The organism is uncultured Rothia sp., from assembly GCF_963555405.1.
Lineage (GTDB): Bacteria > Actinomycetota > Actinomycetes > Actinomycetales > Micrococcaceae > Rothia.
In genome coordinates this window covers 131,619-154,641 of record NZ_CAUVVO010000003.1, presented here as the reverse complement: position 1 = coordinate 154,641, position 23,023 = coordinate 131,619, and the positions used below count along the sequence as shown (strand labels likewise).

Below are 23,023 nucleotides of genomic sequence, written 5' to 3'. Positions count from 1 at the left end.
TTGTTCAAAAACGGCGGGGTTCGGTTTGTCATAAAACCGTCACAAACACCTCAGCCACACGCCTGGACACATGCCTAGCCACACGCGCAGTCCGCGCCGTTTAAGACCAGAATCTAGTCCTCGCCTAGTCCTCGCGCGGCAGCTCAGTGCCCGGAACGCCCAGCTCCGAAGCACGCTTATCAGCCATCACCAGCAGGCGGCGAATACGGCCCGCAATAGCGTCCTTCGTCATCGGCGGATCAGCCAGACGACCCAGCTCATCCAGCGAAGCGTGCTTATGTAGCACACGCAGCTCACCGGCATAGCGCAGGTGATCCGGCGCCTCATGACCGAGAATCTGCAGGGCACGCTCCACGCGGGCGCTCGCCGCAACAGCTGCCTGGGCGCTACGGCGCAGGTTCGCGTCATCAAAATTTGCCAGGCGGTTCGCGGTCGCACGAACCTCCTTGCGGGTGCGCGCCTCACGCCAGGTGGTCAGGGTGCCGGTCGCGCCCATACGCTCCAGCAACTGCGAAATCGTCTCGCCGTCACGCACCACCACGCGGTCGGTGCCGCGCACCTCGCGCGCCTTCGCGATAATGTCCAGGCGACGAGCCGCACCCACCAGCGCGAGCGCCGCCTCCGGGCCGGGGCAGGTAATCTCCAGGGAGGAGGAACGACCCGGCTCAGTCAGCGAACCGTGCGCCAGGAACGCGCCGCGCATGACCGCCTCCGCGTCCTGCAGGGAACCGTTCACCACGGCCGGCGGCAGGCCACGCACCGGGCGGCCGCGCAGATCCAGCAGACCGGTCTGGCGAGCCAGCGCCTCACCGCCCTGATCCACGCGCACGATGTACCTGCCGCCTCGACGCAGGCCACCACCGCTGACGCTGGTCAGCTCGGAGTCGTGGCCGTAAATCTCGGCGATGGTGCGGCGCATGCGGTGGGCGGTTGCCTCGTGGTCGACCTCAGACTCCACCACGATTCGCCCCGAGACAATGTGCAGGCCTCCGGTAAAACGCAGAATCGTAGAGATTTCTGCCTTACGTGCAGAGACTTTCGTTGCCTCGTAGTTGGCAAGTTCGTCCTTGACGAGCGTGGTTAATGCCATGAACAGGTCCTTCTGGGCGTAGTGTCTAAGAGTCTATAAATTCGGGGAAATGCGGGAACGGCGCGCGCAACAACCGGACTCACACCGCACACGCGCGGTGAAGCAAGCCGGTGAGGATTGAGCGTTAGGATGCGCCAGCCGAAGCGCTATGCGCTCAGCTCAAACGCTTCGTTGTACGCAGCAGCGAGCTTCAGCGGGTCGTGCACATTCGGCTGAGCGGACGAACGCAGATGCGCCCACACAACCTTCGCACCCATCGCAGAAGCCTCGCGCTCCAGCTCGGAACGGTGATCAGCCTGCATGTCCGCGTCAGCAATTACGGCGTCGAGGTGCAGCTTCGGGGCGTACTGGCGCAACAAGTCCAGGTGGGTTGCCGGGGTGAAGCCAACCGTCTCCTTATCGTCGGAGAGGTTCATGACCACGCAACGGCGCGCCTCCGTGCGGATAATCGCCTCACGCTGAGCGTCCAGCAGCAGATGCGGCAGAACCGACGTACGCCATGAACCCGGGCCCAAAACAATCCAGTCGGACTCCTCAATGGCGGAGAGCGCCTCCGGGCAGGGGCGAGCATTCTCAGGGGTCAGACCAATATCGTGAACGCGCTCCTCCTTAGAGAGGTTCACCTGACCGGTCACCTTCACGCGCTCAATACCGCCGCCGTTATGCTCACGCAGCACGGTGCCGTAAATGACCATCGGATCCAGCGCCATCGGTAGCACGCGGCCGCGTGCATTCAGCAGGGCACCCGCCCAGTCCAGACCCGCAACCGGGTCATCCAGCAGCTGCCAGAGAGTAGCAATCAGCAGGTTACCGAGCGCGTGATAATCCAGCGGGAACTCGCCCTCATAACCCTCGGGCGCGCTAAAACGATGCTGCATCACATCACGCCACGTGCGACCCCAATCGGTGTCATCACACAGCGCAGAAAGCGCCATACGCAAATCCCCCGGAGGGAGAATACCCATCTCCTCACGCAAACGACCCGACGAACCGCCATCGTCAGCAACCGTCACAACAGCCGTCAAATCAGTCGTGACGTGGCGTAGCGCAGACAGGGAACCGTACAGACCGTGGCCACCTCCCATCGCCGTGACCTTCGGCGAACGGTGCGTGGTCTTCAACAGGCGCAACGCCTGAGTCGGCAGAGCCGGCAGGCGCGGAATACCCTGAGTGTCATAACTGGTCGAATGGGTGGACATAGTAATACCTCACATACCCGGAAGGAATGGTATGCCAGCCCCACGGTGTGCGGGGCCGGACGGCGGCTAATGAAACACGGCGCGGTGGTTGGGACGCGCCGGGAAAAACTTACTCGCGGCCCTTGTCACGGTGCTGAACATTCACGTTCAGCTCACCGAAAGCAGAGAGACGACGAGCCAGTTCCTCCGTCACAGCCACGGAACGATGCTTACCACCGGTGCAGCCAATTGCGATGGTGGCGTAGTACTTGCCCTCACGGCGGTAGCCCTCAAGCACGGGGCGAAGAGCCGCAAGGTAGTTGCTGATGAACTCCTCAGTGCCGGGGTGATCCAGCACGTAATCGCGCACCGGGGCATCCTGACCGGTCAGGGGGCGCAGCTCCGGAACCCAGTGCGGGTTCGGGATGAAACGCATATCAGCCATGTAGTTAGCGTCCGACGGCGCACCGTACTTGAAGCCGAAGCTCATCACGGTCAGGTTCAGCTTCTTATCCGCACCTTCAGCGAACATTTCACGCACGGTACGAGCCAGCTCGTGAACGTTCATGCCGGTGGTGTCAATGGTGCGGTCAGAAGCGAGGCGCAGACCTTCAAAGAGAGTGCGCTCAGCGCGGATGCCGTCGAGGACGCGACCCTCACCCTGCAGCGGGTGCGGGCGGCGCTGAGCCTCGTAGCGGGCAATGATGGTCTCGTCCTTGGCATCAAGGAAGAGCATGGAGAAGTCAATGTCGGACTTGCGCAGAGTCTCAATCGCAGCGGGAAGATCGGAGAACAGTGCGCGGGCGCGAACGTCAATACCGAGCGCCACCTTCGGCACTCGTGCACCGTCGCGGGTCACCAGTTCAGCCAGGGAACCGAGCATCTGCGGCGGGATGTTGTCGATAACGTACCAGCCTTCATCCTCCAGCACATTTGCGACAGTGCTGCGGCCTGCACCAGAAATACCGGTAATGACCAGAATCTGAGGACGCTCCTCACTCTGGGCGGGCTGTACCGTGGCGGGCTTGCTCTGATTCTCGGGCATGGTGCTTCTTCCCCTTCGACGCGAAATACTCTCTATGCCATGATACTAGACCTTTATCTGACGGTTCAGGGGTACGGTCAGAAATTTCACCACTATGACAGAAATATGCGCCGCTCCCCCGACGGAACCCCGAAGGAAAGAAAGCGGCATCACAAGTGCTTGCGCATAATGCTCTATACGGGGGTCTCAAGAAGGAGGCGGGCGGCAGAGCTAGGGAGGGTACAGCCCCCCGCTAAGAACCCGGCTAAGAACCTCGCGCGGTAATACTGCGTGGGTACGGCAAAGCCCGCACGGCACCCCCAGGAGGCACCGCACGGGCTTTGAAAAGATGTAAGCGAGCGCGCACTAGCTGAGTAGCTACGCGGGCGCGCCAGGACTCTTAGGCAGAAAGCTCAGGCAGGAACGCCGCCACATGCTCCAGCAGGCGCACCGACAGCTCCTTCTTCGAACCGGAGAACACCGGCGCCTCATCAACCAGAGTAGACAGCAGCGTAATCGTGTTATCGTCCGTGCCGAAACCACGATTCACACCCACCGTATTGACCGCCAAGAAATCCGTGCCCTTACGCTGTAGCTTCTCACGGCCCAGCTCCAACGGCGTCTTCTCCGCCGAGCCGGTCTCCGCCGCAAAACCAACAATGAGCTTCGGACCGAGGACGCTATCCCCCGCCTCGCGAGCCTGCTGGCGGCGCACCACGACCTCACGCAGAATATCCGGGTTACGCACCAGCTGAATCACCGGCGCATCCTCAGAATCGGCGCTCTTCTTAATCTTGTACTCGGCAAACTCGGCGGGCCTAAAATCAGCCACCGCCGCGGACATAATCAGCACATCCGCCACCGCGCTCGCTTCCAGGGTCGCCTCACGCAACTCCAGGGCACTCACCACACGGGTCACCTGCACACCCTCCGGCGCGGGAACCTCAAGGTTCGCACCAATCAGGTGCACGGTCGCGCCCAGATCGCGTGCCGCCTCCGCGAGCGCCACGCCCTGCTTGCCGGTCGAGCGGTTGCCGAGGAAGCGTACCGGGTCCAGCGCCTCACGGGTACCGCCGGCGGTAATGACCACGAGGCGACCGGCCAGCGGGCCACGCAGCGGACCGGATGCGCCAGCCTGGCTGGGTTCAACCTGACCAGATTCAGTCTGACCGAGCAGCGCCGAGGTCAGCGTCGCCTGACGTGCCGCAGCCATACGCTCCTGCTCCGTACCCGTGTACAGGGGCTCAGTCGGCGCGTAACCGGGCGTGTACACCGGGTGCACCTGCCCCTTCGGGAAGCGCTTAATCACGTCCAGCGCGACCGCGAAAATATCCTCCGGCTCAGGCATGCGACCCGGACCAGAATCCGGGCCCGTCAAACGCCCAATCGCAGGCTCAATCACGTGATAACCCCACGAACGTAGGGTCTGCACATTCGCCTGAGTCGCCGGATGCTCCCACATCTGGGTGTGCATCGCGGGCGCCAAAATCACCGGGGCGTGCGTGGTCAACACCGTAGAGGACAGCAAATCGTCCGCACGACCAGCCGCCAAACGAGCCAGCAAATCAGCGGTCGCCGGGGCAATCACCACAGCGTCAGCCTGCTCAGCCTGACGCACATGGTTCACCTCCGGCACGCGGTCAAACACGTCCGTCGACACCGGGTTGCCGCTCAGCGCCTCCAGAGTGGGAACACCCACGAACTTCGTCGCGTTCGGGGTGGGCATGGCAATCACTTCGTCGCCATTCTTCGCAAAAAGACGAAGGAGCATCGCCGCCTTATACGCAGCAATGCCCCCTCCAATACCAACGATAATGCGCATGGTACGTTAAAGAATCCTTAACCTGAAAGAACGCAGATTACTCAGCGGACTCGTCGAGGATAACCTCTTCGATAGCAATAACCTCTTCGCTACCTGCGGGGATGTACTCCTCCTCGATAGCGCCGGGGAACTCAGCCGCGCTGAAATCAATCACAGCGGACAGATCCTCGGGAATCGGGTAGCCGTCCTCGTCGAACTTTGCGTCCGGGCGGTGCTCCGCCACAACACGGTCAGCAATGATTTCACGCATTGCCACCGACAGGGACTTCTCATTCGACTCAGCGTCAACCAGCGGGCCAACGTGCGCAGCAGTATTGTCCTGCAGGTTAGCGTAGTACGCGTTAATCTGGCGTGCACGGCGGGCACCGAAAATCACCAGGCCGTACTTGGACTCAGCCTTCTCAATCAGCGCGTCAGCGCTGGGGCTCACGATGCCCTCGGGAGCGACACCGTCAACGAAGTTGTAGTCCTCGTGTTCCTTGATTTCGTTTGCCACTAAAAACTCCAAATAGCTTGATGGAATGTACGTACCGAACACCCCCGCACACCGTTCGCGCTATGGCGCAAACCGGGCAGACTGAGGGCACGGTCAAAACTAAAGAACTATTCTACCCTCTCAACGGCTAAAACGCACGTACCAGCCCAGATAAAACCCTGAACCAGCAGACACAGGGCAGACAAAAGGTGGGGGCCGAAGAAAACTCTTCGGAACCCCCACCCTTCACAACGCCTCACGGCAGAACCACAGGTCGGAAGAAACCCTAGCCCCACCGCGAACGCAAAGCATGCAGATTAGGCGGCGCCAATCAGCTCAGCAATCTCCTTCGCTGCACGCTCAACAGTGTCGTTGACGACCGTGACGTCAAATTCCTTCTCAGCAGCCAGCTCAACCTTCGCGGTTTCAAGGCGACGAGCCTGCTCCTGCTCACTCTCGGTACCTCGACCGACCAGACGCGACACCAGCTCATCCCAGCTCGGAGGAGCCAAGAAAATCAGGCGAGCATCCGGCATGGTCTCGCGAATCTGGCGAGCACCCTGCAGGTCAATCTCAAGAATCACCGGGCGGCCAGCATCCAGAGCCTCCTGGACCTTAGCGCGCGGAGTACCGTACTTGTTCTTACCGTGCACCACAGCGTACTCAAGCATCTGACCGTCAGCAATCATCTGGTCAAACTCTTCCATCGAAACGAAATAGTAGTGAGTACCGTCAACCTCACCGGGGCGAGGATCACGAGTAGTAGCGGAAACAGAGAACCACACATTCGGGTAGTTCTCACGAATGTACTGGCACACCGTACCCTTGCCAACAGCAGTGGGGCCAGCCAGTACGGTGAGAGTCGGCTGAGACATAGCTTCCTTACTGTGCCTTCATCGGCTGAAGGCACGATGTGTTAGGGCTGAGAAGATTCAGGAGGCAGAGTATTAGTCCTGCGACGTGCACGGTTCAAATACCGCGAATTACGGTTGAAGTACTCCACCATCTTGCGACGCTGGTGTACACCAAGGCCGCCAAGGCGGCGAGTCGGTGCAATATGAAGTTCTTCAATGATGCGTTCAGCTCGAACGGCACCAATGCCCGGAAGTGCGCGCAACATCTGCCCCACCGGCATTTTAGCCAGTGCAGGGTCGGAATCGACCATATCAAGCACCTGACGCACGGAAAGTTCACGGTCACTCAGTGCACGCTTAATTTCCTGGCGGTGTGCTCGGGCAAGTACTGCCTTCTCGCGGGCGGAGGCGCGCGCATCCTCAGTTAGCGGAGTCAGCGGCATGGTTGGGTCCCCCATTTCTGCGAGTTATAGAATTTTACTTATCAACTAATGTAACACGGATAGCACGAGAATCCTCGTTCCACCCGCGGCACTCACCCTCGCACCAACAATGCGTCTACGCACGTCAGCACGTAAATATCAGGGAGTACCCCTATAGCATAGCGGAGTATTCGCCCTATCAAAAGCGGAGCCACGCACGCGCCTCGAAGAGCAGGCGCACTCCCCTGCTGCCAAGGTGAGCAAACTCGCATCGGCGCGGGTATGCGGGGACAAAATTATGCATGCTGGTGTACCCAAAAACGGGGGCAAAAACGGCCAAAACAGCGACGCTCCCCGGGGGGAAATGGGCGCGGAAATCGGGTATCGGAAACTGGATATCAGAACCTGGGCACGCAAAAGGGGCGCGCACCCCGGCAGACTCTCAACAGAATCCACCGGAGCACACGCCCCTCACACAACACGCGAACTATGCGCCGCGAGCCGCCAACAGGTCATCACGAGCCGCCTGCGCAGCCTTCGCCAGACCCTCAACCGAGGGGCCAGCAGCCAGCACGCCACGGCTGGAATTCACCAGCACCTGCGACTCAACGCCCGCAAACACGCGGTACAGGTCAGCCGCCGAAGCGCCCTGCGCGCCGTAACCGGGCGACAGAATCGGGCCGTTGAACACGCTCAGGTCAATACCCAAATCAACCAGCGCCTGACCAACGGTTGCGCCAACCACCAGGCCGCACGGGCCCATCTGCTCCCACTCGCGGGAAGCATTCTCGGCGGTAGCCGCAGCGATAATACGCTTAGCCACAGCGCCCTCGGACTCCGAAGCGCCCACGTGCTGAACGCTCTTACCCTCCGGGTTCGAAGTCAGCGCCAGCACGAACGTGCCGCGGTCATTCTGATCAGCCAAATCTAGCGCCGGACGCAGCGACTCAAAACCCAGGTACGGGCTCAGGGTCACCGAATCGGTACCCAGCGGCGAAGAGGAGCCGAGCCACGCATCCGCGTACGCCTTCATGGTCGAACCGATATCGCCGCGCTTAGCGTCAGCAACAATCAGCACACCATCAGCGGCAGCGCGGGCGACCAGCGCCTCCAGCACGGCAAGACCGGCAGAGCCGTGACGCTCAAACAGCGCCACCTGAGGCTTCAACGCCGCCGCAAACGGGGCGCAACCCTCGTACACAGCCTCGGTGAAGGCCGCCAGACCGGCAGCGGAATCCTCAAGACCCCACTGCTCCAGCAGGTTCGGATGCGGGTCAATACCCACACACAGCGGGCCGCGCTCCGCCATCGCCTTCGCCAGGCGATCACCAAAAGCAGCGGACATTACGCCTCGCCACCCTCGGAACGAGCATCCACAGCGGCAGCCAGCTGAACGCCGTGCTCCTGCAGGCTCATGATGTCCCAGCTGTGCTCACGCAGAGCATTAATCGCCTGAACAGCCGCAGCGAACTCAGAAATAGTGGTCATGACCGGGCAACCCACCGAAACCGCAGCGGCACGAATCTCGTAACCATCGCTACGAGCAGCACCACCGGCAGGGGTGTTCAGAATCAGATCAATGTCACCGTTGCGGACCATGTCCACAATCGAGTGGTCGCCATTCGCCTCAGCGAACTTCGACGCCACAATCACCGAGTTCAGGCCGTTACGGCGCAGAATCTCAGCGGTACCGCCGGTCGAAACGATCTCGAAGCCCAGCGACTCCAGCATCTTCGCGTAAATAATGACGTTACGCTTATCGTGGTTAGCCACCGAAATGAACACCTTACCGGAGGTCGGCAGCGGCGAACCGGCACCAGCCTGAGCCTTCGCGAACGCGGTGTCATAGTGCTTATCCAGACCCATGACCTCACCGGTCGAACGCATCTCCGGGCTCAGCAGCGAATCCACCACGACACCCTCGGGAGTGCGGAAACGAGCGAACGGCAGAACTGCAGCCTTCACAGCAATCGCGGTCTCCTGCGGCAGGGATGCACCATCCATCTTCGACGGCAGGTAGCCCTCAGCCTTCAGCTCAGCAATGGTCTTACCCAGACCAATCAGCACAGCAGCCTTAGCCATCTGCACGCCGGTAGCCTTCGACACGAACGGAACGGTACGGGATGCACGCGGGTTCGCCTCAATCACGTACAGGTTCTCAGACACGTACGCGAACTGAATGTTAATCAGGCCGCGCACGCCGGTGCCGCGAGCAATCTTCTCGGTAGCATCCTTCACCTTAGCGATGATGTCCGGGCCGAGAGTAATCGGGGGCAGAGTACAGGAGGAGTCACCCGAGTGAATACCGGCTTCCTCAATGTGCTCCATGACGCCGCCCAAGTACAGCTCCTCGCCGTCGAACAGGGCATCAACGTCAATCTCGATAGCGTCCTCAAGGAACTTATCAATCAGAGCAGGCTGCGAAGGCGAAACCTCGGTAGCGTTCTCCAGGTAGCGAGCCAGGTTCGCCTCATCGTAGACGATCTCCATGCCACGGCCGCCCAGCACGTACGAAGGACGCACCAGAACCGGGTAACCAATCTCGTCAGCGATGCGCTTAGCACCCTCGAAAGTGAACGCGGTACCGTTCTTGGGCGAAATCAGGCCGCCCTCCTCCAGCACGCGAGCGAACTCGCCGCGGTCCTCAGCCAGGTCAATAGCCTCGGGGGTGGTGCCCAGAATCGGCACGCCCGCATCCTTCAGGGCACGAGCCAGCTTCAGCGGAGTCTGACCACCCAGCTGCACGAACACGCCCATCAGACCGCCGGTACGACGCTCCGACTCAACAATCTCCAGCACATCCTCAAGGGTCAGCGGCTCGAAGTACAGGCGAGTCGAAATATCGTAGTCGGTCGAAACGGTCTCGGGGTTGCAGTTGACCATGACAGTCTCGTAACCGAGCGAACGCAGCACCAGCGAAGCGTGCACACACGAGTAGTCGAACTCGATACCCTGACCGATACGGTTCGGGCCCGAACCCAGAATCATAATCGAGGGCTTCTCGTGGTGCGCAACCTCATCCTCCAGGTCGTAGGAGGAGTAGTGGTACGGAGTGAACGCCTCAAACTCAGCAGCACAGGTGTCAACAGTCTTGAAGACCGGGCGGATACCCAGAGCGTGGCGAACACCGCGCACAACATCCTCAGAAGAGCCGATAATCTCAGCAATCTGAGCATCAGAGAAACCGTGACGCTTGGCCAGCTTCAGGGTCTCCGGGTCAAGGTGGTCACGCTTCTCGTACACCACACCAGCAACCTCGTTCAGCAGCACCAGCTGATCCAGGAACCACGGGTCAATCTTGGTGGCCTCGTGCAACTGCTCCACGGTAGCACCAGCCAGCAGAGCCTGCTGAACCTGGTAGATACGCTGAGTGGTCGGAACCTTAGTCTTCTCAATCAGCTCAGCCAGCTCAGCCTCAGACAGGGACAGCGGCTTGAACGAGAAGGACGCACCCTTCTGCTCCAGCGAACGCATAGCCTTCTGCAGAGCCTCAGTGAAGTTACGGCCCAGAGCCATAGCCTCGCCCACGCTCTTCATGGTGGTGGTCAGAGTCGGGTCAGCAGCCGGGAACTTCTCAAACGCGAAGCGGGGAACCTTCACGACCACGTAGTCCAGAGTCGGCTCGAAGGACGCCGGGGTCTTCTGGGTGATATCGTTCGGAATCTCGTCCAGGGTGTAACCCAGCGACAGCTTGGTTGCGATCTTCGCAATCGGGAAGCCGGTAGCCTTCGATGCGAGCGCCGAAGAACGAGACACGCGCGGGTTCATCTCAATAACGATGATGCGGCCGGTCTTCGGGTCAATCGCGAACTGGATGTTACAACCACCGGTGTCCACGCCAACCTCACGAATCACGTTGATCGCGATGTCGCGCAGCTTCTGGAACTCACGGTCGGTCAGGGTCAGTGCGGGTGCCACGGTGATGGAGTCACCGGTGTGCACACCCACGGGGTCGAAGTTTTCGATGGAGCAGACGACCACGACGTTGTCGTTGGTGTCACGCATCATCTCCAGCTCGTATTCCTTCCAGCCGAGGATGGACTCCTCCAGCAGGACCTCGCTGGTCGGCGAGTACTGAATACCGGCACCGGCAATACGGTAGAGGTCTTCCTCGTTGTACGCCATACCCGAGCCGAGACCACCCATGGTGAAGGAGGGGCGGACCACCATCGGGTAGCCCAGCTCCTTAGCGGCTTCCAGCGCCTCCGGCATGGAGTGAACAATCACCGAGCGTGCAGACTCGCCGCCGGCGCGCTCCACCACGCCCTTGAATGCCTCACGGTCCTCACCAAGGTTAATCGCCTCAATGTTCGCGCCGATCAGCTCAACATTGTACTTGGAGAGCACGCCGCGCTCATCCAGGGAGATTGCCGCGTTCAGTGCGGTCTGACCACCCAGGGTCGGCAGGATTGCGTCCGGCTTTTCCTTCTCGATGATCTTCTCAATCACCTCGGGGGTGATGGGTTCAATGTAGGTGGCGTCCGCGAACTCGGGGTCGGTCATGATGGTTGCCGGGTTCGAGTTCACGAGGATGACGCGCACGCCCTCCTCCTTCAGCACGCGCAGCGCCTGAGTACCGGAGTAGTCGAATTCCGCAGCCTGACCGATGACGATGGGGCCGGAACCGATGACGAGGACGCTATTAAGGTCAGTACGACGAGGCATTTATGCTTCCTTTGCAGTCTTGGTTGCGACCATCAGGTCGATGAAACGGTCAAAGAGGTAGGCGGAATCGTGCGGGCCCGCAGCAGCCTCGGGGTGGTACTGCACGGAGAACGCGGGGATGTCCTTACAGGTCAGGCCCTCAACCACGTTGTCGTTCAGACCCACGTGGGAGACCATAACCTGACCGAACTCGGCGTTCGGTGCGGTCACGTAGTCGCCAATGGGGGCGTCCACAGCGAAGCCGTGGTTCTGCGCGGTGATTTCAACCTTGCCGGTGGTCTTGTCCATGACCGGCTGGTTGATGCCGCGGTGGCCGAAGGGCAGCTTGTAGGTGCCGAAGCCCAGGGCGCGGCCGAGCAGCTGGTTACCGAAGCAGATACCGAAGAACGGGGTGCCCTTACGCAGCACGCCCTGCAGCAGCTCAACCTGCTCGTCAGCGGTTGCCGGGTCACCCGGACCGTTGGAGAAGAACACGCCGTCGGGGTTGTGGGAGTAGATGTCCTCGAGGGTTGCGCTTGCGGGCAGCACGTGCACGCGCACGCCGCGCTCAGCGAAGCGCTGCGGGGTCATCGACTTGATACCCAGGTCCAGGGCGACAATGGTCGCGACCGGGGGTGCGAACCAGTTGAACTGGTGCGGCTCAACAGTGTAGGCGGTGTCAACCGAAACGGAGTCAGCGAGCTTACGGCCAGCCATCGGCTCGGAGGCGCGCACCTCCTCCAGCAGCTCAGCCTCGGGGCGCTCTGCGTGCTCACCGGAGAACACGCCCGCACGCATCGAACCGCTCGAACGCAGGCGGCGGGTCAGGGCGCGAGTGTCAATGCCCTGAATACCGACGATGCCCTGCTCGATGAGCTCTTCGTCGAGGGTGCGCTCAGAACGCCAGTTGGATGCCACGCGTGCAGCGTCGCGAACCACGTAGCCGGCAACCCAAATCTTGCGGGACTCAGCGTCGGTCTTGTTCACGCCGGTGTTGCCAATATGCGGAGCGGTCTGAACCACAATCTGACCCGCGTAGGAGGGGTCGGTCAGGGTTTCCTGGTAGCCGGTCATACCGGTCGAGAAAACCGCCTCGCCCAGGGACGCGCCGGTTGCGCCGTAGCCGTAGCCGCGGTAGACGGTGCCGTCCTCCAGGACGAGCAGCGCGCGGTCCGTACGCAGGGCGCCGGATCGTGTCATGTCAGTCATGCTCTTCTTCCTTTTCTCTGGTGTTCTCCCCCGCTTCCTGTACGGCCTCTACCGTGCAGGTTCCGGGGTAGTCTATGGTGCCTTCGGCGGGTTGTTCGCCTGCCGTCAGGCTAAATCTATGGGTGTGCGGGTGCGCCGGGGATGTTGGTCCGGGTTGTCCCCGATGCCGGTTAGGCTTCCGGTTCTGCCGCCCACTTTTCGGGTGCATCCACAGCGTTCGGGGCGACGCGGCGCAGCTCTCGCAGTACCGCCTGCTTGTCCTCTGCGTAGCGGGTGCGGAAGCCGGTCTGCACGCGGTGACCATCCAGGGTCCAACCAATCACGACCAGGCCGTTCTTCTCCACAACCTTGCCCGCCATACCGCGGTCAGTGGTGATGACCGCAAGCTTCTTCGCCGGAATCCACAGGTCCTTCGCGCCGTTACGGGTGAAGATGATGCTGTCCGGGTAAATCAGCAGGGTGGACTTGCTCTTGAATCCGAGCGAATCGAAACCCACTCGGTCCAGCCAGTTACCGAAAATGGTGGTGCTGACGTACTCGCCCTCGAAAGCGGCGTCAGCGGTCATGCCTTCGTAGCGTTCGGGAACTTCCTTGAGGGAACCGAACATGTTCGCCTGGCGTGCCAGGCGCGAGCGCCACCCGTGCCACATGCCGTAGATGCACAGGGCGACCAGGGCGATGCAGATGACGGCGGTCAGGAACTTTCCCACGAAGGTTCTCTCTTTCGGTTGGGGTCTCGGTCGATTCTCTCGGCCTGGGTTGATGGGGTTGGAGGGCGGTGCTCCCGGCGCGGTTGAACCTCCCGGCGAGGCGGTGGCAGGCGCGGAACCCACCACCGCCAGGCACGGTCACTACGCGGTTCGCCTCGCAGGTCAGTTGTGCAAACTCAGCGGCGCGAACTAAACCTGCGCGAGCTTACTTGCGCGGGGTTGCCAGCTCGCCGTTCAGCACGGTCGGGTGGCCGGCGTAGAAGGTTGCACGGACCGAGCCGGGCACCTCCATGTCGCGGTAGGGGTTGTTCTTACCCTTGGTTGCCTGCTCCTCCGGCTTGATCACGCGGGTTGCCTTGGGGTCGACCAGCACAATGTTTGCCGGTTCGCCTTCGGCAAGCGGGCGGCCCTGCTCGTGGTCCAGGCGACCAATCTTCGCGGGCTCCTCGGAGAGGATACGAGCCACATCGCGCCAGGTAATCATGCCGGTGTCAACCAAGGTCATCTGAATGATGGACAGCGCCTGCTCCAGACCGGTCATACCGTTCGCGGCGCACGCCCACTCGCATTCCTTGGTCTCTGCCGGGTGCGGTGCGTGGTCGGTACCAATCACGTCGATGATGCCGTCGGCGACTGCCTGGCGCAGCGCCATGACGTCCTCTTCGGTGCGCAGCGGCGGGTTCACCTTGAACACCGGGTCGTAGGTGCGTGCGGTCTCGTCGGTGAGCAGCAGGTGGTGCGGGGTTGCCTCCGCGGTCACCTTCACGCCGCGGGACTTAGCCCAGCGCACAACCTCAATGGAGCCCTTGGTGGACAGGTGGCAGATATGCAGCTTGGAGTCCAGGTGCTCAGCCAGCAGCACGTCGCGGGCAATAATTGCCTCCTCTGCGACGGCGGGCCAACCAGCCAGACCCAGGTCAGCGGACACCTTACCCTCGTTCATCTGGGCGCCCTCGGTCAGGCGCGGCTCCTGCGCGTGCTGCGCAATCACACCGTCGAAGGTCTTGACGTATTCGAGGGCGCGGCGCATCACTGCGGGGTCGTACACGCACATGCCGTCGTCAGAGAACACGCGCACGTTCGCGGTGGAATTCGCCATGCCGCCGATGTCGGAGAGGCGCTCGCCCTTCAGACCCACGGTCACGGCGCCGATGGGCTGCACGCGGCACCATGCGGATTCCTTGCCGAGGCGGTCAACCTGCTCAACGACTGCGGCGGTGTCGGCAACGGGCATGGAGTTTGCCATGGCGAACACTGCGGTGTAGCCGCCCAGGGCTGCGGCGCGGGTGCCGGTCTCAACGGTTTCGGATGCCTCGTAGCCGGGCTGACGCAGGTGGGTGTGGATGTCGACCAGGCCGGGCAGCGCCACCTGGCCTGCCGCCTCGACGACCTGTGCGTCTGCGGCGTCAATGTTCTCTGCGATGCGGCTAATCACGCCGTCCTCGATGAGGATGTCGGCGACCTTTTCGCCGTAGAGGCTTGCGCCCTTGATCAGGTACTTGCTCATGGTGTTGGTTCCTCTCGTTAGGAAGGTCGTTTAGGATTCGTCGCCGGCGTAGAGCTTGGCGCTGGAGCCGTCGGTCAGAAGCAGGTAGAGCACCGCCATGCGCAGCGCCACGCCGTTGCTGACCTGGCGCAGGACCCAGGAGTTGGTGGCGTCGGCGGCTTCGGTGCAGATTTCCAGGCCGCGGTTCATGGGGCCCGGGTGCAGGATTGCGACCGGCTGCGTTTGCGCCTGCAGGGTTGCGAAACGCTCGGCGGTCAGGCCCCACAACTCGGTGTACTCCTCTGCGGAGGGGAAGTACGCGGCGTTCATGCGTTCCTTCTGGATGCGCAGCAGCATGACGGCGTCGGGGTTGGTGGCGATAGCTTCGTCGAAGTCGTGGAAGATTTCTACGCCGGCTTCTTCAACCCAGGAGGCGGTGTTCAGCGGCAGCAGGGTCGGCGGTGCCACGAAGACGACCTGCGCGCCGAGGGTGTGCAACAGCCAGAGGTTGGAGCGTGCCACGCGCGAGTGCAGGATGTCGCCGACGATGAGCACGCGCATGCCGGACAGGTCGGTGCCGCGGGGGCTGTCGAGGCCGTCGCGTTCTGCCTTGTACTGGCGCAGGGAGACAGCGTCGAGCAGGGCCTGGGTGGGGTGCGCGTGGGTGCCGTCGCCCGCGTTAAGTACGGGGATGTCGGTCCAGCCTGCCTCAGCGAGGCGCTGCGGCGCGCCGGATGCGGAGTGGCGGATCACGAACGCATCCGCGGCAATTGCCTTGAGGGTCTGCGCGGTGTCCTTGAGCGACTCGCCCTTAGACACGGAGGAGCCGGAAGCGGAGAAGTTGGTGACCGCTGCACCCAGGCGCTTTTCAGCGGCTTCGAAGGAGAGGCGGGTGCGGGTGGAGTCCTCGAAGAAGAGGTTGACGACGGTCTTGCCGTTGAGCACGTTCAGGGTGCGGTTTTCGGCTTTGACCTGCGCCATGTAGTCGGCGACGTCGAGGATTTCGATGGCTTCTTCGCGGGTTAGTTCGCGGGTGTCGAGCAGATGCTTCATGAGAGCCCTCCCAGCTGGATAATGTCAACTCGGTCTGTTGCGTTGTCGGTTTCGGTGAGTACGACGCGCACGGTTTCGCTGGCGCTGGTGGGCAGGTTTTTGCCCACGTGGTCGGCGCGGATGGGTAGTTGCCGGTGTCCGCGGTCTACGAGGACTGCCAGGCGTACGAGGGCGGGTCGTCCGTGGGCGTTGAGCGCGTCGAGGGCGGCGCGTACGGTGCGGCCGGAGTAGAGGACGTCGTCAACGAGGACTACGGTTTTGCCTTCAATGCCGATGGTGGGCATGATGCTCTCCCCCGCGTTTTCTGGGGAGGTGGTGCCGCCGGTGGGCTGGTCGTCGCGGTAGGCGGTGATGTCCAGGGCGCCGAGTCGTGTTTCTGCGTTGAAGTTCGGCTCGATGGCTTGGATGCGGGCGGCGAGTCGTACGGCGAGGGGCACGCCGCGGGAGCGGATGCCGATGAGTACGAGATTTTCTACGCCTTTGTTGGTTTCGATGATTTCGTAGGCGATGCGGGTGAGGGCGCGGCGGATTTCGTCCTCGCTGAGGATGGTGCGGCCGACGGTGGTCGCGTCCTCGGAGGCGTTTTGAGGGGTTGCCGAATGGGGGGCTGCGGTTACATTTCGCCCCTGATTCGCGCCGGATGTGGGTACAGTTGACCCAGGCATAGCCGTCTCCTTCCCCGCCTCACGGGACGGATTTAAAGGTTTTGTGCTTCTAGTAGGGTACCACAGTTCACAGGCTACGTTCAGGTTCGGCGAGAGACCCCTCACGGTGAGGTGGCTGCGGAAATGAAGCGCACACCAAGTCTCTAAATGGACAAACAATAATCCGGGGTGTGTGCTCTGCGGATGTATGTTAGGGTAATGGCATCAACCGATAACATTCCGCTGAATTCCACACGTTGTTGCGTGGATAATTCTGCGGTTTACACAACCACACACCAGAAAAGAATCAACAATGATGTTTAACCGTAGTTCTATTGCCGTGCTCTCTGCGGCAATGATGCTCACCCTGTCCGCATGTTCCGGCGGCGCGCAGGTCAGCGCAGAATCTAGTGCTTCTACTTCCGCAAGTACTGAGTCGGCGAGCGCTGAGGCTTCCGCAACTCCCACTCCTTCGCCTACCCCGACGGGTTATGAGCCCGTGCTGATTCGTGCGAACGTTGATCTGGATAACCCGTCGAAGGAAGCAGCAGATGCGACCCTCAAGGCTGCATACGATGCGTTGGAACAGTACCGACGCGTTTGGAATGCATGGATGCATGGGAACCTGGAGCACACGAGTGATGAAGAGCTGCTCCGGCACGTGAGTAAACACTTCCTTGAAGAAACAAAGGAGGAGGTGGAGAATATTCGAAAGTTCTTAGAAGAAGAAGGCCGTGGTCCTCTCAAGGGCGAAATTACCTTCTCTAACATCGATCCAGTCACCTATGGAACCATGAACGACGATGGTTCTCTCTCATACAACACTGGCGCAACCATCACATTCTGTGAAGACTGGAGCAACGTTCGCACTGCTGAGGGCAAGAAATTTAAGGACCCTCAGCTAACGCGACGGGTCTTTGTTGTTCGCCGTTCCGAAGATAACGCGTTTGTTGTTATCAAATCTGAAACCCTTCATAACGGTTGCGGAGACGAAGCAGACGCTACGAGCGAGGCGACCGCATCCGCTCAAAGCGAGTAGCTGATACTGAACGAGGCGCATACCGGGCACGCGAAGCATCCGCAGCCGCCCAAAGCGAGTAGCTAATACCGAAGGAGGCGCATACCGGGCACGCGGGGCGGGGGCTCCGTCCTCAAGGCGCTCAGCGCCGCAGAGGGGGCACTCCCCCGCCTGCGTTGTCCGGTGAAGCCTCCCGGCACATCCGTTACACCTCCGCATTCGGTGACAAAGCCTAGGCACAGAAAACCCCCGCCGTCCTGTAGCGAACTACAGTACGGCGGGGGTTTCACGTACGCTCCCCTGCGGGCGCATCCTCAACGGCAGCAAACCAACCAGCCATAAAAGCTAGCAGTCATGCCGCGGCGGGACGTGTTACGCGAGCAGGGTCGGCTTCACCTGACGGAGCTTATCCAGCAGACCGTTCACGAACTTCGGAGATTCATTCGTGGACAGCACACGCGCCAGACCGACAGCCTCAGAAATTGCGACAGCATCCGGAACTTCGTCGTTGTACAGAAGTTCCCAAGTGCCGATACGCAGCACGGCACGGTCCACGGCGGGCATACGCTCGAAGGACCAGTCACGGGCGTAAGTCTCAACAAACTCGCGGATCTCTTCGTCGTGGTCGCGGACGCCACGAATGATTTCTTCAGAGTAAGCAGAAATCTGCGCTACCGTGTACAGTCGGCGGCGGCGGAGTACCTCAATATAATCTTCGTTGCGCTGATCCGCCTCGAAGAGCACTTCGAGGGCGCGCAATCGGGCTTTCGTACGCGAATTCATTAGTCGTTCACGCGACCGAGGTACTCACCGGTGCGGGTGTCAACCTTGACCTTGGTGCCGGTCTCCAGGAACAGGGGAACCTGAATCTCGTAGCCGGTCTCAACGGTTGCGGGCTTGGTGCCGCCGGTGGAGCGGTCACCCTGCAGGCCGGGCTCGGTGTAGGTGATTTCGAGGACCACGGATGCGGGCAGCTCGATGTACAGGGGGCTACCCTCGTGCATTGCGATGGTTGCGGTCTGGGACTCGAGCATGTAGTTTGCTGCGTCGCCGACAACGGTTGCGGGAACGTTGATCTGGTCGTAGGTCTTCATGTCCATGAAGACGTAGTCGTCGCCGTCCTGGTACAGGTACTGGTAGTCGGAGCGGTCAACGGTTGCGGTTTCGATCTTAGCGCCAGCGTTGAAGGTGCGGTCGACGACCTTGCCGGAGGTAACGTTGCGCAGCTTGGTGCGGACGAACGCGCCACCCTTACCGGGCTTAACGTGCTGGAACTCTACGACGGACCAGAGGTTGCCGTCAATCTTCAGGACGGCGCCGTTCTTAATATCGGTAGTGGATGCCATGGGGCTCTCCTTCGTGTCATCGACGCCCACGCCGTAGTGGTACCCGGCGCGGCGCTAAGTTTTCAATGAGCAAAAATATGTCCCGTACATTCTACAGGATGCGCACGAATTTGCCTAGCAGGGGTGCCACAGTTTCTGTGGCACCCCACCCGGCTGGCGCATGCTGGCTGCCGTATGCTGGCGGTCGCGTGGCGTGTGCTTCCGGTGAATGTACGGGACTCATCACCTACTCGGTAATCTCCTGGTAGGTCATGTACAGAATCGAATCGTCCGGCACCTCGTACACGCGCGGGCGAGCCAAACCATCCAGGATGATGAAGCGCAGCAGGTTACCGCGCGCCTTCTTGTCGCGGCGCATTGCTTCGAGCAGCTGGGGCCATGCGTCCGCCTTGTAGGAGGTGGGCAGTCCCAGAGATTCGAGGATGCGGCGGGTGCGTGCCACGAGTTCTTCGTCGGCGTGGCCGGTTGCCAGCGCCAGTTCGGCGGCGTAGACCATACCGACGGACACTGCCGCGCCGTGACGCCACTGGTAACGCTCGTTGCGCTCAATCGCGTGGGCGAGGGTGTGGCCGTAGTTCAGAATTTCGCGGCGGCCGGACTCGCGCAGATCCTCGGAGACAACCTCAGCCTTCACGCGCACGCTACGCTCAATGAGTTCGCGCATGACGGCGGACTGCGAGTCGCGCACGGCGTCCGGGTTTGCCTCGATCAGGTCAAGAATTTCGGGGTCTGCGATGAAGCCGCACTTGACGACCTCACCCATGCCGGTCAGCAGCTCGTGCTCGGGCAGAGTGCGCAGGGTGCCAATCTCGCAGAGCACCGCGGCGGGCGGCCAGAACGCGCCGACCAGGTTTTTACCCTCGGCGGTGTTGATGCCGGTCTTACCGCCCACAGCAGCGTCCACCATGCCGAGCAGGGTGGTCGGAATGTGGATGACGCGCACGCCGCGCAGCCAGGTTGCCGCCACGAAGCCGGCAACGTCGGTAATAGCGCCGCCACCCACGGAAATAATAGCGTCGGTGCGGGTGAAGTCGTTCTGACCGAGCACCTGCCAGCAGAACGCAGCCACCTGGTAGTGCTTTGCCTCCTCAGCGTCCGGAATTTCGGCGCTGAACGATTCGTAGCCCATGGCACGCAGGTCTTCCATGACCAGCTCACCGGTGGAACGCAGAGCACGCGGGTGAATCACGAGCACCTTCTTGGTGCGGTTGCCCAGAATTTCGGGAATTTTACCGAGCAGGTTGTGGCCGATGAGAACCTCATAGTTCTCACGCGGGGAGCTGCCGGTCACCGGAATGCGGGTAATATCTTCCGCGCCGGAGGCACCGAAAGTGGGGGTGGGCTGAGTGCTCATCATGTGTCCTTTCACAGGTGAGGGGTTATGCTTGGGGGCGCTGCGCGCGGGAGGCGCGGGTTGCGGTCACGTACGCCTGGATTTCGGCGGTCATCTCGGTGATGGGGCGGCCGCCTCGTGCGTCCAGGGTGAAGTGCGCCAGCTCCTCGTAGCGGCTGCGGCGGCGCTCAAAAATGTCGGTCCACCGCTCAACCGGGTTCGGCTGCAACAGCGGGCGGGTCTTGTTGCCGGTAATACGCGGGGTGACGGTCTCAGCATCAACGAGGATGTACACCACGCATTCGTCCTTGAGTAGCTCCGCGACCGAGTCGGTCATGGGTGCGCCGCCACCGAGGGAGAACACCGTGTTGCGGTACACGGGCGAGGTGAGGACCTCTTCGATAGTCTTGCGTTCGAGCTCGCGGAAGTGCGCCTCACCGAAAATCTCGAAGATTTCTGAGACTTCGCCGTAGCGTTCCACGATGAGCTGGTCGGCGTCGAGGAACTCGTAGCCGTAGAAACGCGCCAGGTGCGTACCAATGTAGGTCTTACCTGCCGCCATGGGGCCAATGAGCACGATGGGGCGGGAGCGTTCCGCGAAGTTTTCGTGCATTTCACGCACCTGCTGCGGGTGGATGCGGGCGCCGCAGGCGGACTCCTCAAGCTCGCCGGCCTCGAGTTCAACGGGCTCGAGCTCGGCGTTCAGCTCCGCCTCGGATGCGGCGCGCGCCTCAATCTCGGCCGCGGCCTCGGCGGAGTCCACCGCCGCGATTTCCTCGGCCACAGACTCGGCCTCAGAAACCTGCACCTTGCCGAACAGCGCCGGGGTCGGGCGCAACGGCTTAGGCGCGGGGGCAGAGGTTGCGCTCTCCCCCGATACCTCAACAGGCTGATCCTGCTGAGGCACAGAAGGCTTCGGGGGTGCCGGCTTGGGGGCAGTGAGATTGGGTGCCGCGGGCTTCGGGGGTGCTGGTTTGGGTGCGGCAGGCTTGGGAGCCTCCGCCTTCGCGGGTTCCTCGCGGGGTTCCTCCTGATGATCGTCCTGAGCGGTGCCCATGCCCTGCAGGGCGCTGAGCAACTTCAGGCGCAGGTCCTCGTCCAGGCCCAGCGCCGGGTCAGCGTCCTCAGACACCGAGGAGGCGTACAGGCGCACACCCTGCGTGCTCGCGGCAGCGGCGGGCAGGGGGCGAACACCCGAACGCATCAGGTCAGCCGGGGTCGGCACGCGAGACGCCGCGCGGGCAGCAGAAACCGAAGCAGTAGCCTTGGAGCCTGCCTCAGAAGCTGCAGAAGAGCCAGAAGCGCCTGCCTCACGCGCGGTAACCTCAGCGGATGCAGCCTGCTCGGCCTCCACCGCGGCACCGGACTCCGATAGACCAGAATCCGGGCGCGGCGAAGCGCCCCCTCGCGCACGCTGCGCAGCCGCAGCAATACGTGCAAGGGGGCTCGACGCGACGGGGTGAACGCCCGCAGGCTCAACCGGAAGAGGCACTACTCGTCCCAACCGGCAACGTTAGACTCCCACGCCAGAGACGCCGGAATAGCGTCCAGGTAGGAATCCATGTTGCGGCGAGTCTCACCAATCGAGTCGCCGCCAAACTTCTCCAGTGCCGCCTCAGCGAGCACCAGGGCGACCATAGCCTCCGCCACCACGCCGGCGGCGGGAACAGCACACACGTCCGAACGCTGGTGGTGGGCGCGAGCCTCTTCACCGGTGGAAGTGTCAATGGTCTTCAGAGCCTTCGGCACGGTCGCAATGGGCTTCATTGCCGCGCGCACACGCAGCAGGTCGCCAATGCTCATGCCGCCCTCAATACCGCCTGCGCGGTTGGTATCGCGGGTAACGCCGTGCTCGCCAATGGAAATCTCATCGTGAGCGGCAGTGCCCGGGCGGTCAGCGGTCGCGAAACCGTCGCCAACCTCAACGCCCTTAATCGCCTGAATACCCATCAGAGCTGCGGCAAGGCGTGCGTCCAGGCGGCGGTCCCAGTGCACATACGAACCCAGTCCGGGAGGCATACCGTACGCGAGCACCTCAACCACGCCGCCGAGAGTCTCGCCGTCCTTGTGCGCCTCATCCACGCGCTGAACCATCGCGTCGGAGGTTGCCTTGTCGAAGCATCGCAGCGGGTCAGCGTCCAGCTGATCAACATTGCGAGGCGAAGGCACCGGGGCGCCCTCGGGAGCGTGCACGCCACCCACAGCAACAGTGTGAGAAACCAGCTCAACACCCAGAGCCTTCAAAATCTGGGCGGCAACCACGCCAAGAGCCACGCGGGTCGCAGTCTCACGAGCGGAGGCGCGCTCCAGCACCGGGCGAGCCTCAGAGAAGTTGTACTTCTGCATGCCGGTAAAGTCAGCGTGACCGGGGCGCGGACGAGTCAGCGCCGCATTACGCGCACGGTTCTCAATCAGCTTCGGATCCACCGGGTCAGAGCTCATCACGTCAGTCCACTTGGGCCACTCGGTGTTCGCAATCTCAATCGCGACCGGGCCGCCCTGAGTCAGGCCGTGGCGCACACCGCCCAGGATGCGTACGCGGTCCTCCTCAAACTTCATGCGGGCACCGCGGCCGTAGCCGAGTCGGCGGCGAGCCAGGGCGTCACGCACCATGTCGCTGGTGAGTTCCACACCAGCGGGCACGCCCTCAATAATGCCGACGAGCGCCTCGCCGTGGGATTCTCCGGCAGTGAGCCAACGCAGAGCCATAGGTTA

At 61.9% G+C, this 23,023-nt stretch carries 20 protein-coding genes; 1 reads left to right on the top strand and 19 read right to left on the bottom strand.

Going from position 1 to position 23,023, the window contains the following annotated elements; all coding sequences use genetic code 11:
• Window positions 1-124 precede the first annotated feature (124 nt).
• The 14 genes from whiA to pyrR form a co-directional block, all read right to left on the bottom strand.
• On the bottom strand, window positions 125-1,090 hold the full coding sequence (gene whiA / locus RWL87_RS03425; protein WP_298458649.1) for a DNA-binding protein WhiA: 966 nt from the start codon (window positions 1,088-1,090) through the stop codon (window positions 125-127).
• Window positions 1,091-1,236: 146 nt separating this feature from the next.
• Window positions 1,237-2,289 (bottom strand): uridine diphosphate-N-acetylglucosamine-binding protein YvcK, encoded by a 1,053-nt coding sequence (gene yvcK / locus RWL87_RS03420; protein WP_313968919.1) that lies wholly within the window; start codon window positions 2,287-2,289, stop codon window positions 1,237-1,239.
• A gap of 109 nt (window positions 2,290-2,398) precedes the next feature.
• Window positions 2,399-3,313 carry an RNase adapter RapZ gene (gene rapZ, locus RWL87_RS03415; protein ID WP_313968918.1) on the bottom strand — a complete coding sequence of 305 codons (915 nt, stop codon included), beginning with the start codon at window positions 3,311-3,313 and terminating at the stop codon, window positions 2,399-2,401.
• A gap of 379 nt (window positions 3,314-3,692) precedes the next feature.
• The gene (locus RWL87_RS03410; protein ID WP_313968917.1) at window positions 3,693-5,114 is read right to left on the bottom strand and encodes a bifunctional phosphopantothenoylcysteine decarboxylase/phosphopantothenate synthase; all 1,422 of its coding nucleotides are present in this window, start codon (window positions 5,112-5,114) and stop codon (window positions 3,693-3,695) included.
• A gap of 37 nt (window positions 5,115-5,151) precedes the next feature.
• On the bottom strand, window positions 5,152-5,610 hold the full coding sequence (gene rpoZ, locus RWL87_RS03405; RefSeq protein ID WP_005505953.1) for a DNA-directed RNA polymerase subunit omega: 459 nt from the start codon (window positions 5,608-5,610) through the stop codon (window positions 5,152-5,154).
• A gap of 296 nt (window positions 5,611-5,906) precedes the next feature.
• The gene (gene gmk, locus RWL87_RS03400; RefSeq protein WP_012903499.1) at window positions 5,907-6,464 is read right to left on the bottom strand and encodes a guanylate kinase; all 558 of its coding nucleotides are present in this window, start codon (window positions 6,462-6,464) and stop codon (window positions 5,907-5,909) included.
• Between the two features lie 41 nt (window positions 6,465-6,505).
• Window positions 6,506-6,886: an integration host factor, actinobacterial type gene (mihF, locus tag RWL87_RS03395; protein WP_070666537.1), complete on the bottom strand. Its 381-nt coding sequence runs from the start codon at window positions 6,884-6,886 to the stop codon at window positions 6,506-6,508.
• 466 nt (window positions 6,887-7,352) lie between these two features.
• Window positions 7,353-8,210 (bottom strand): orotidine-5'-phosphate decarboxylase, encoded by an 858-nt coding sequence (gene pyrF / locus RWL87_RS03390; protein WP_313968916.1) that lies wholly within the window; start codon window positions 8,208-8,210, stop codon window positions 7,353-7,355.
• On the bottom strand, window positions 8,210-11,530 hold the full coding sequence (carB, locus tag RWL87_RS03385) for a carbamoyl-phosphate synthase large subunit (RefSeq protein WP_313968915.1): 3,321 nt from the start codon (window positions 11,528-11,530) through the stop codon (window positions 8,210-8,212). The genes pyrF and carB overlap by 1 nt, the downstream gene beginning before the upstream one ends.
• Entirely contained in the window at window positions 11,531-12,718 is a 1,188-nt protein-coding gene (carA, locus tag RWL87_RS03380; protein ID WP_070676498.1) for a glutamine-hydrolyzing carbamoyl-phosphate synthase small subunit, read from the bottom strand.
• Window positions 12,719-12,888: 170 nt separating this feature from the next.
• Entirely contained in the window at window positions 12,889-13,428 is a 540-nt protein-coding gene (locus RWL87_RS03375) for a hypothetical protein (RefSeq protein WP_313968914.1), read from the bottom strand.
• Window positions 13,429-13,633: 205 nt separating this feature from the next.
• A complete protein-coding gene (locus RWL87_RS03370; protein ID WP_313968913.1) occupies window positions 13,634-14,935 on the bottom strand; it encodes a dihydroorotase in 1,302 nt (433 codons plus the stop codon).
• A gap of 30 nt (window positions 14,936-14,965) precedes the next feature.
• A complete protein-coding gene (locus tag RWL87_RS03365; RefSeq protein WP_313968912.1) occupies window positions 14,966-15,967 on the bottom strand; it encodes an aspartate carbamoyltransferase catalytic subunit in 1,002 nt (333 codons plus the stop codon).
• Window positions 15,964-16,632 (bottom strand): bifunctional pyr operon transcriptional regulator/uracil phosphoribosyltransferase PyrR, encoded by a 669-nt coding sequence (pyrR, locus tag RWL87_RS03360; RefSeq protein ID WP_313968911.1) that lies wholly within the window; start codon window positions 16,630-16,632, stop codon window positions 15,964-15,966. Before pyrR ends, RWL87_RS03365 begins: the two co-directional genes overlap by 4 nt.
• Before the next feature lie 292 nt (window positions 16,633-16,924).
• On the opposite strand from pyrR, the gene RWL87_RS03355 reads away from it, so the two are divergent.
• The gene (locus RWL87_RS03355) at window positions 16,925-17,650 is read left to right on the top strand and encodes a methyl coenzyme M reductase subunit gamma (RefSeq protein ID WP_313968910.1); all 726 of its coding nucleotides are present in this window, start codon (window positions 16,925-16,927) and stop codon (window positions 17,648-17,650) included.
• Window positions 17,651-18,001: 351 nt separating this feature from the next.
• Here RWL87_RS03355 and nusB read toward each other — a convergent pair whose 3' ends face one another.
• The 5 genes from nusB to aroC all read right to left on the bottom strand — a co-directional run bounded on the left by nusB (window position 18,002) and on the right by aroC (window position 23,017).
• Window positions 18,002-18,412 (bottom strand): transcription antitermination factor NusB, encoded by a 411-nt coding sequence (nusB, locus tag RWL87_RS03350; protein WP_005505934.1) that lies wholly within the window; start codon window positions 18,410-18,412, stop codon window positions 18,002-18,004.
• Window positions 18,412-18,975, bottom strand: coding sequence for an elongation factor P (gene efp / locus RWL87_RS03345; protein ID WP_005505932.1), 564 nt, complete (start codon window positions 18,973-18,975; stop codon window positions 18,412-18,414). The genes nusB and efp overlap by 1 nt, the downstream gene beginning before the upstream one ends.
• A gap of 226 nt (window positions 18,976-19,201) precedes the next feature.
• On the bottom strand, window positions 19,202-20,329 hold the full coding sequence (gene aroB / locus RWL87_RS03340) for a 3-dehydroquinate synthase (RefSeq protein ID WP_070629805.1): 1,128 nt from the start codon (window positions 20,327-20,329) through the stop codon (window positions 19,202-19,204).
• 25 nt (window positions 20,330-20,354) lie between these two features.
• On the bottom strand, window positions 20,355-21,800 hold the full coding sequence (locus RWL87_RS03335) for a shikimate kinase (RefSeq protein ID WP_313968909.1): 1,446 nt from the start codon (window positions 21,798-21,800) through the stop codon (window positions 20,355-20,357).
• Entirely contained in the window at window positions 21,800-23,017 is a 1,218-nt protein-coding gene (aroC, locus tag RWL87_RS03330) for a chorismate synthase (protein ID WP_313968908.1), read from the bottom strand. Before aroC ends, RWL87_RS03335 begins: the two co-directional genes overlap by 1 nt.
• Window positions 23,018-23,023 lie beyond the last annotated feature (6 nt).

What these genes read in the sequence shown, in the direction of transcription:
- whiA (WP_298458649.1), bottom strand. Translation starts at nt 1,090, where the DNA reads ATGGCATTAACCACGCTCGTCAAGGACGAACTTGCCAACTACGAGGCA.
- yvcK (WP_313968919.1), bottom strand. Translation starts at nt 2,289, where the DNA reads ATGTCCACCCATTCGACCAGTTATGACACTCAGGGTATTCCGCGCCTG.
- rapZ (WP_313968918.1), bottom strand. Translation starts at nt 3,313, where the DNA reads ATGCCCGAGAATCAGAGCAAGCCCGCCACGGTACAGCCCGCCCAGAGT.
- RWL87_RS03410 (WP_313968917.1), bottom strand. Translation starts at nt 5,114, where the DNA reads ATGCGCATTATCGTTGGTATTGGAGGGGGCATTGCTGCGTATAAGGCG.
- gmk (WP_012903499.1), bottom strand. Translation starts at nt 6,464, where the DNA reads ATGTCTCAGCCGACTCTCACCGTACTGGCTGGCCCCACTGCTGTTGGC.
- mihF (WP_070666537.1), bottom strand. Translation starts at nt 6,886, where the DNA reads ATGCCGCTGACTCCGCTAACTGAGGATGCGCGCGCCTCCGCCCGCGAG.
- pyrF (WP_313968916.1), bottom strand. Translation starts at nt 8,210, where the DNA reads ATGTCCGCTGCTTTTGGTGATCGCCTGGCGAAGGCGATGGCGGAGCGC.
- carB (WP_313968915.1), bottom strand. Translation starts at nt 11,530, where the DNA reads ATGCCTCGTCGTACTGACCTTAATAGCGTCCTCGTCATCGGTTCCGGC.
- carA (WP_070676498.1), bottom strand. Translation starts at nt 12,718, where the DNA reads ATGACTGACATGACACGATCCGGCGCCCTGCGTACGGACCGCGCGCTG.
- RWL87_RS03370 (WP_313968913.1), bottom strand. Translation starts at nt 14,935, where the DNA reads ATGAGCAAGTACCTGATCAAGGGCGCAAGCCTCTACGGCGAAAAGGTC.
- RWL87_RS03365 (WP_313968912.1), bottom strand. Translation starts at nt 15,967, where the DNA reads ATGAAGCATCTGCTCGACACCCGCGAACTAACCCGCGAAGAAGCCATC.
- pyrR (WP_313968911.1), bottom strand. Translation starts at nt 16,632, where the DNA reads ATGCCTGGGTCAACTGTACCCACATCCGGCGCGAATCAGGGGCGAAAT.
- RWL87_RS03355 (WP_313968910.1), top strand. Translation starts at nt 16,925, where the DNA reads ATGATGTTTAACCGTAGTTCTATTGCCGTGCTCTCTGCGGCAATGATG.
- nusB (WP_005505934.1), bottom strand. Translation starts at nt 18,412, where the DNA reads ATGAATTCGCGTACGAAAGCCCGATTGCGCGCCCTCGAAGTGCTCTTC.
- efp (WP_005505932.1), bottom strand. Translation starts at nt 18,975, where the DNA reads ATGGCATCCACTACCGATATTAAGAACGGCGCCGTCCTGAAGATTGAC.
- aroB (WP_070629805.1), bottom strand. Translation starts at nt 20,329, where the DNA reads ATGAGCACTCAGCCCACCCCCACTTTCGGTGCCTCCGGCGCGGAAGAT.
- aroC (WP_313968908.1), bottom strand. Translation starts at nt 23,017, where the DNA reads ATGGCTCTGCGTTGGCTCACTGCCGGAGAATCCCACGGCGAGGCGCTC.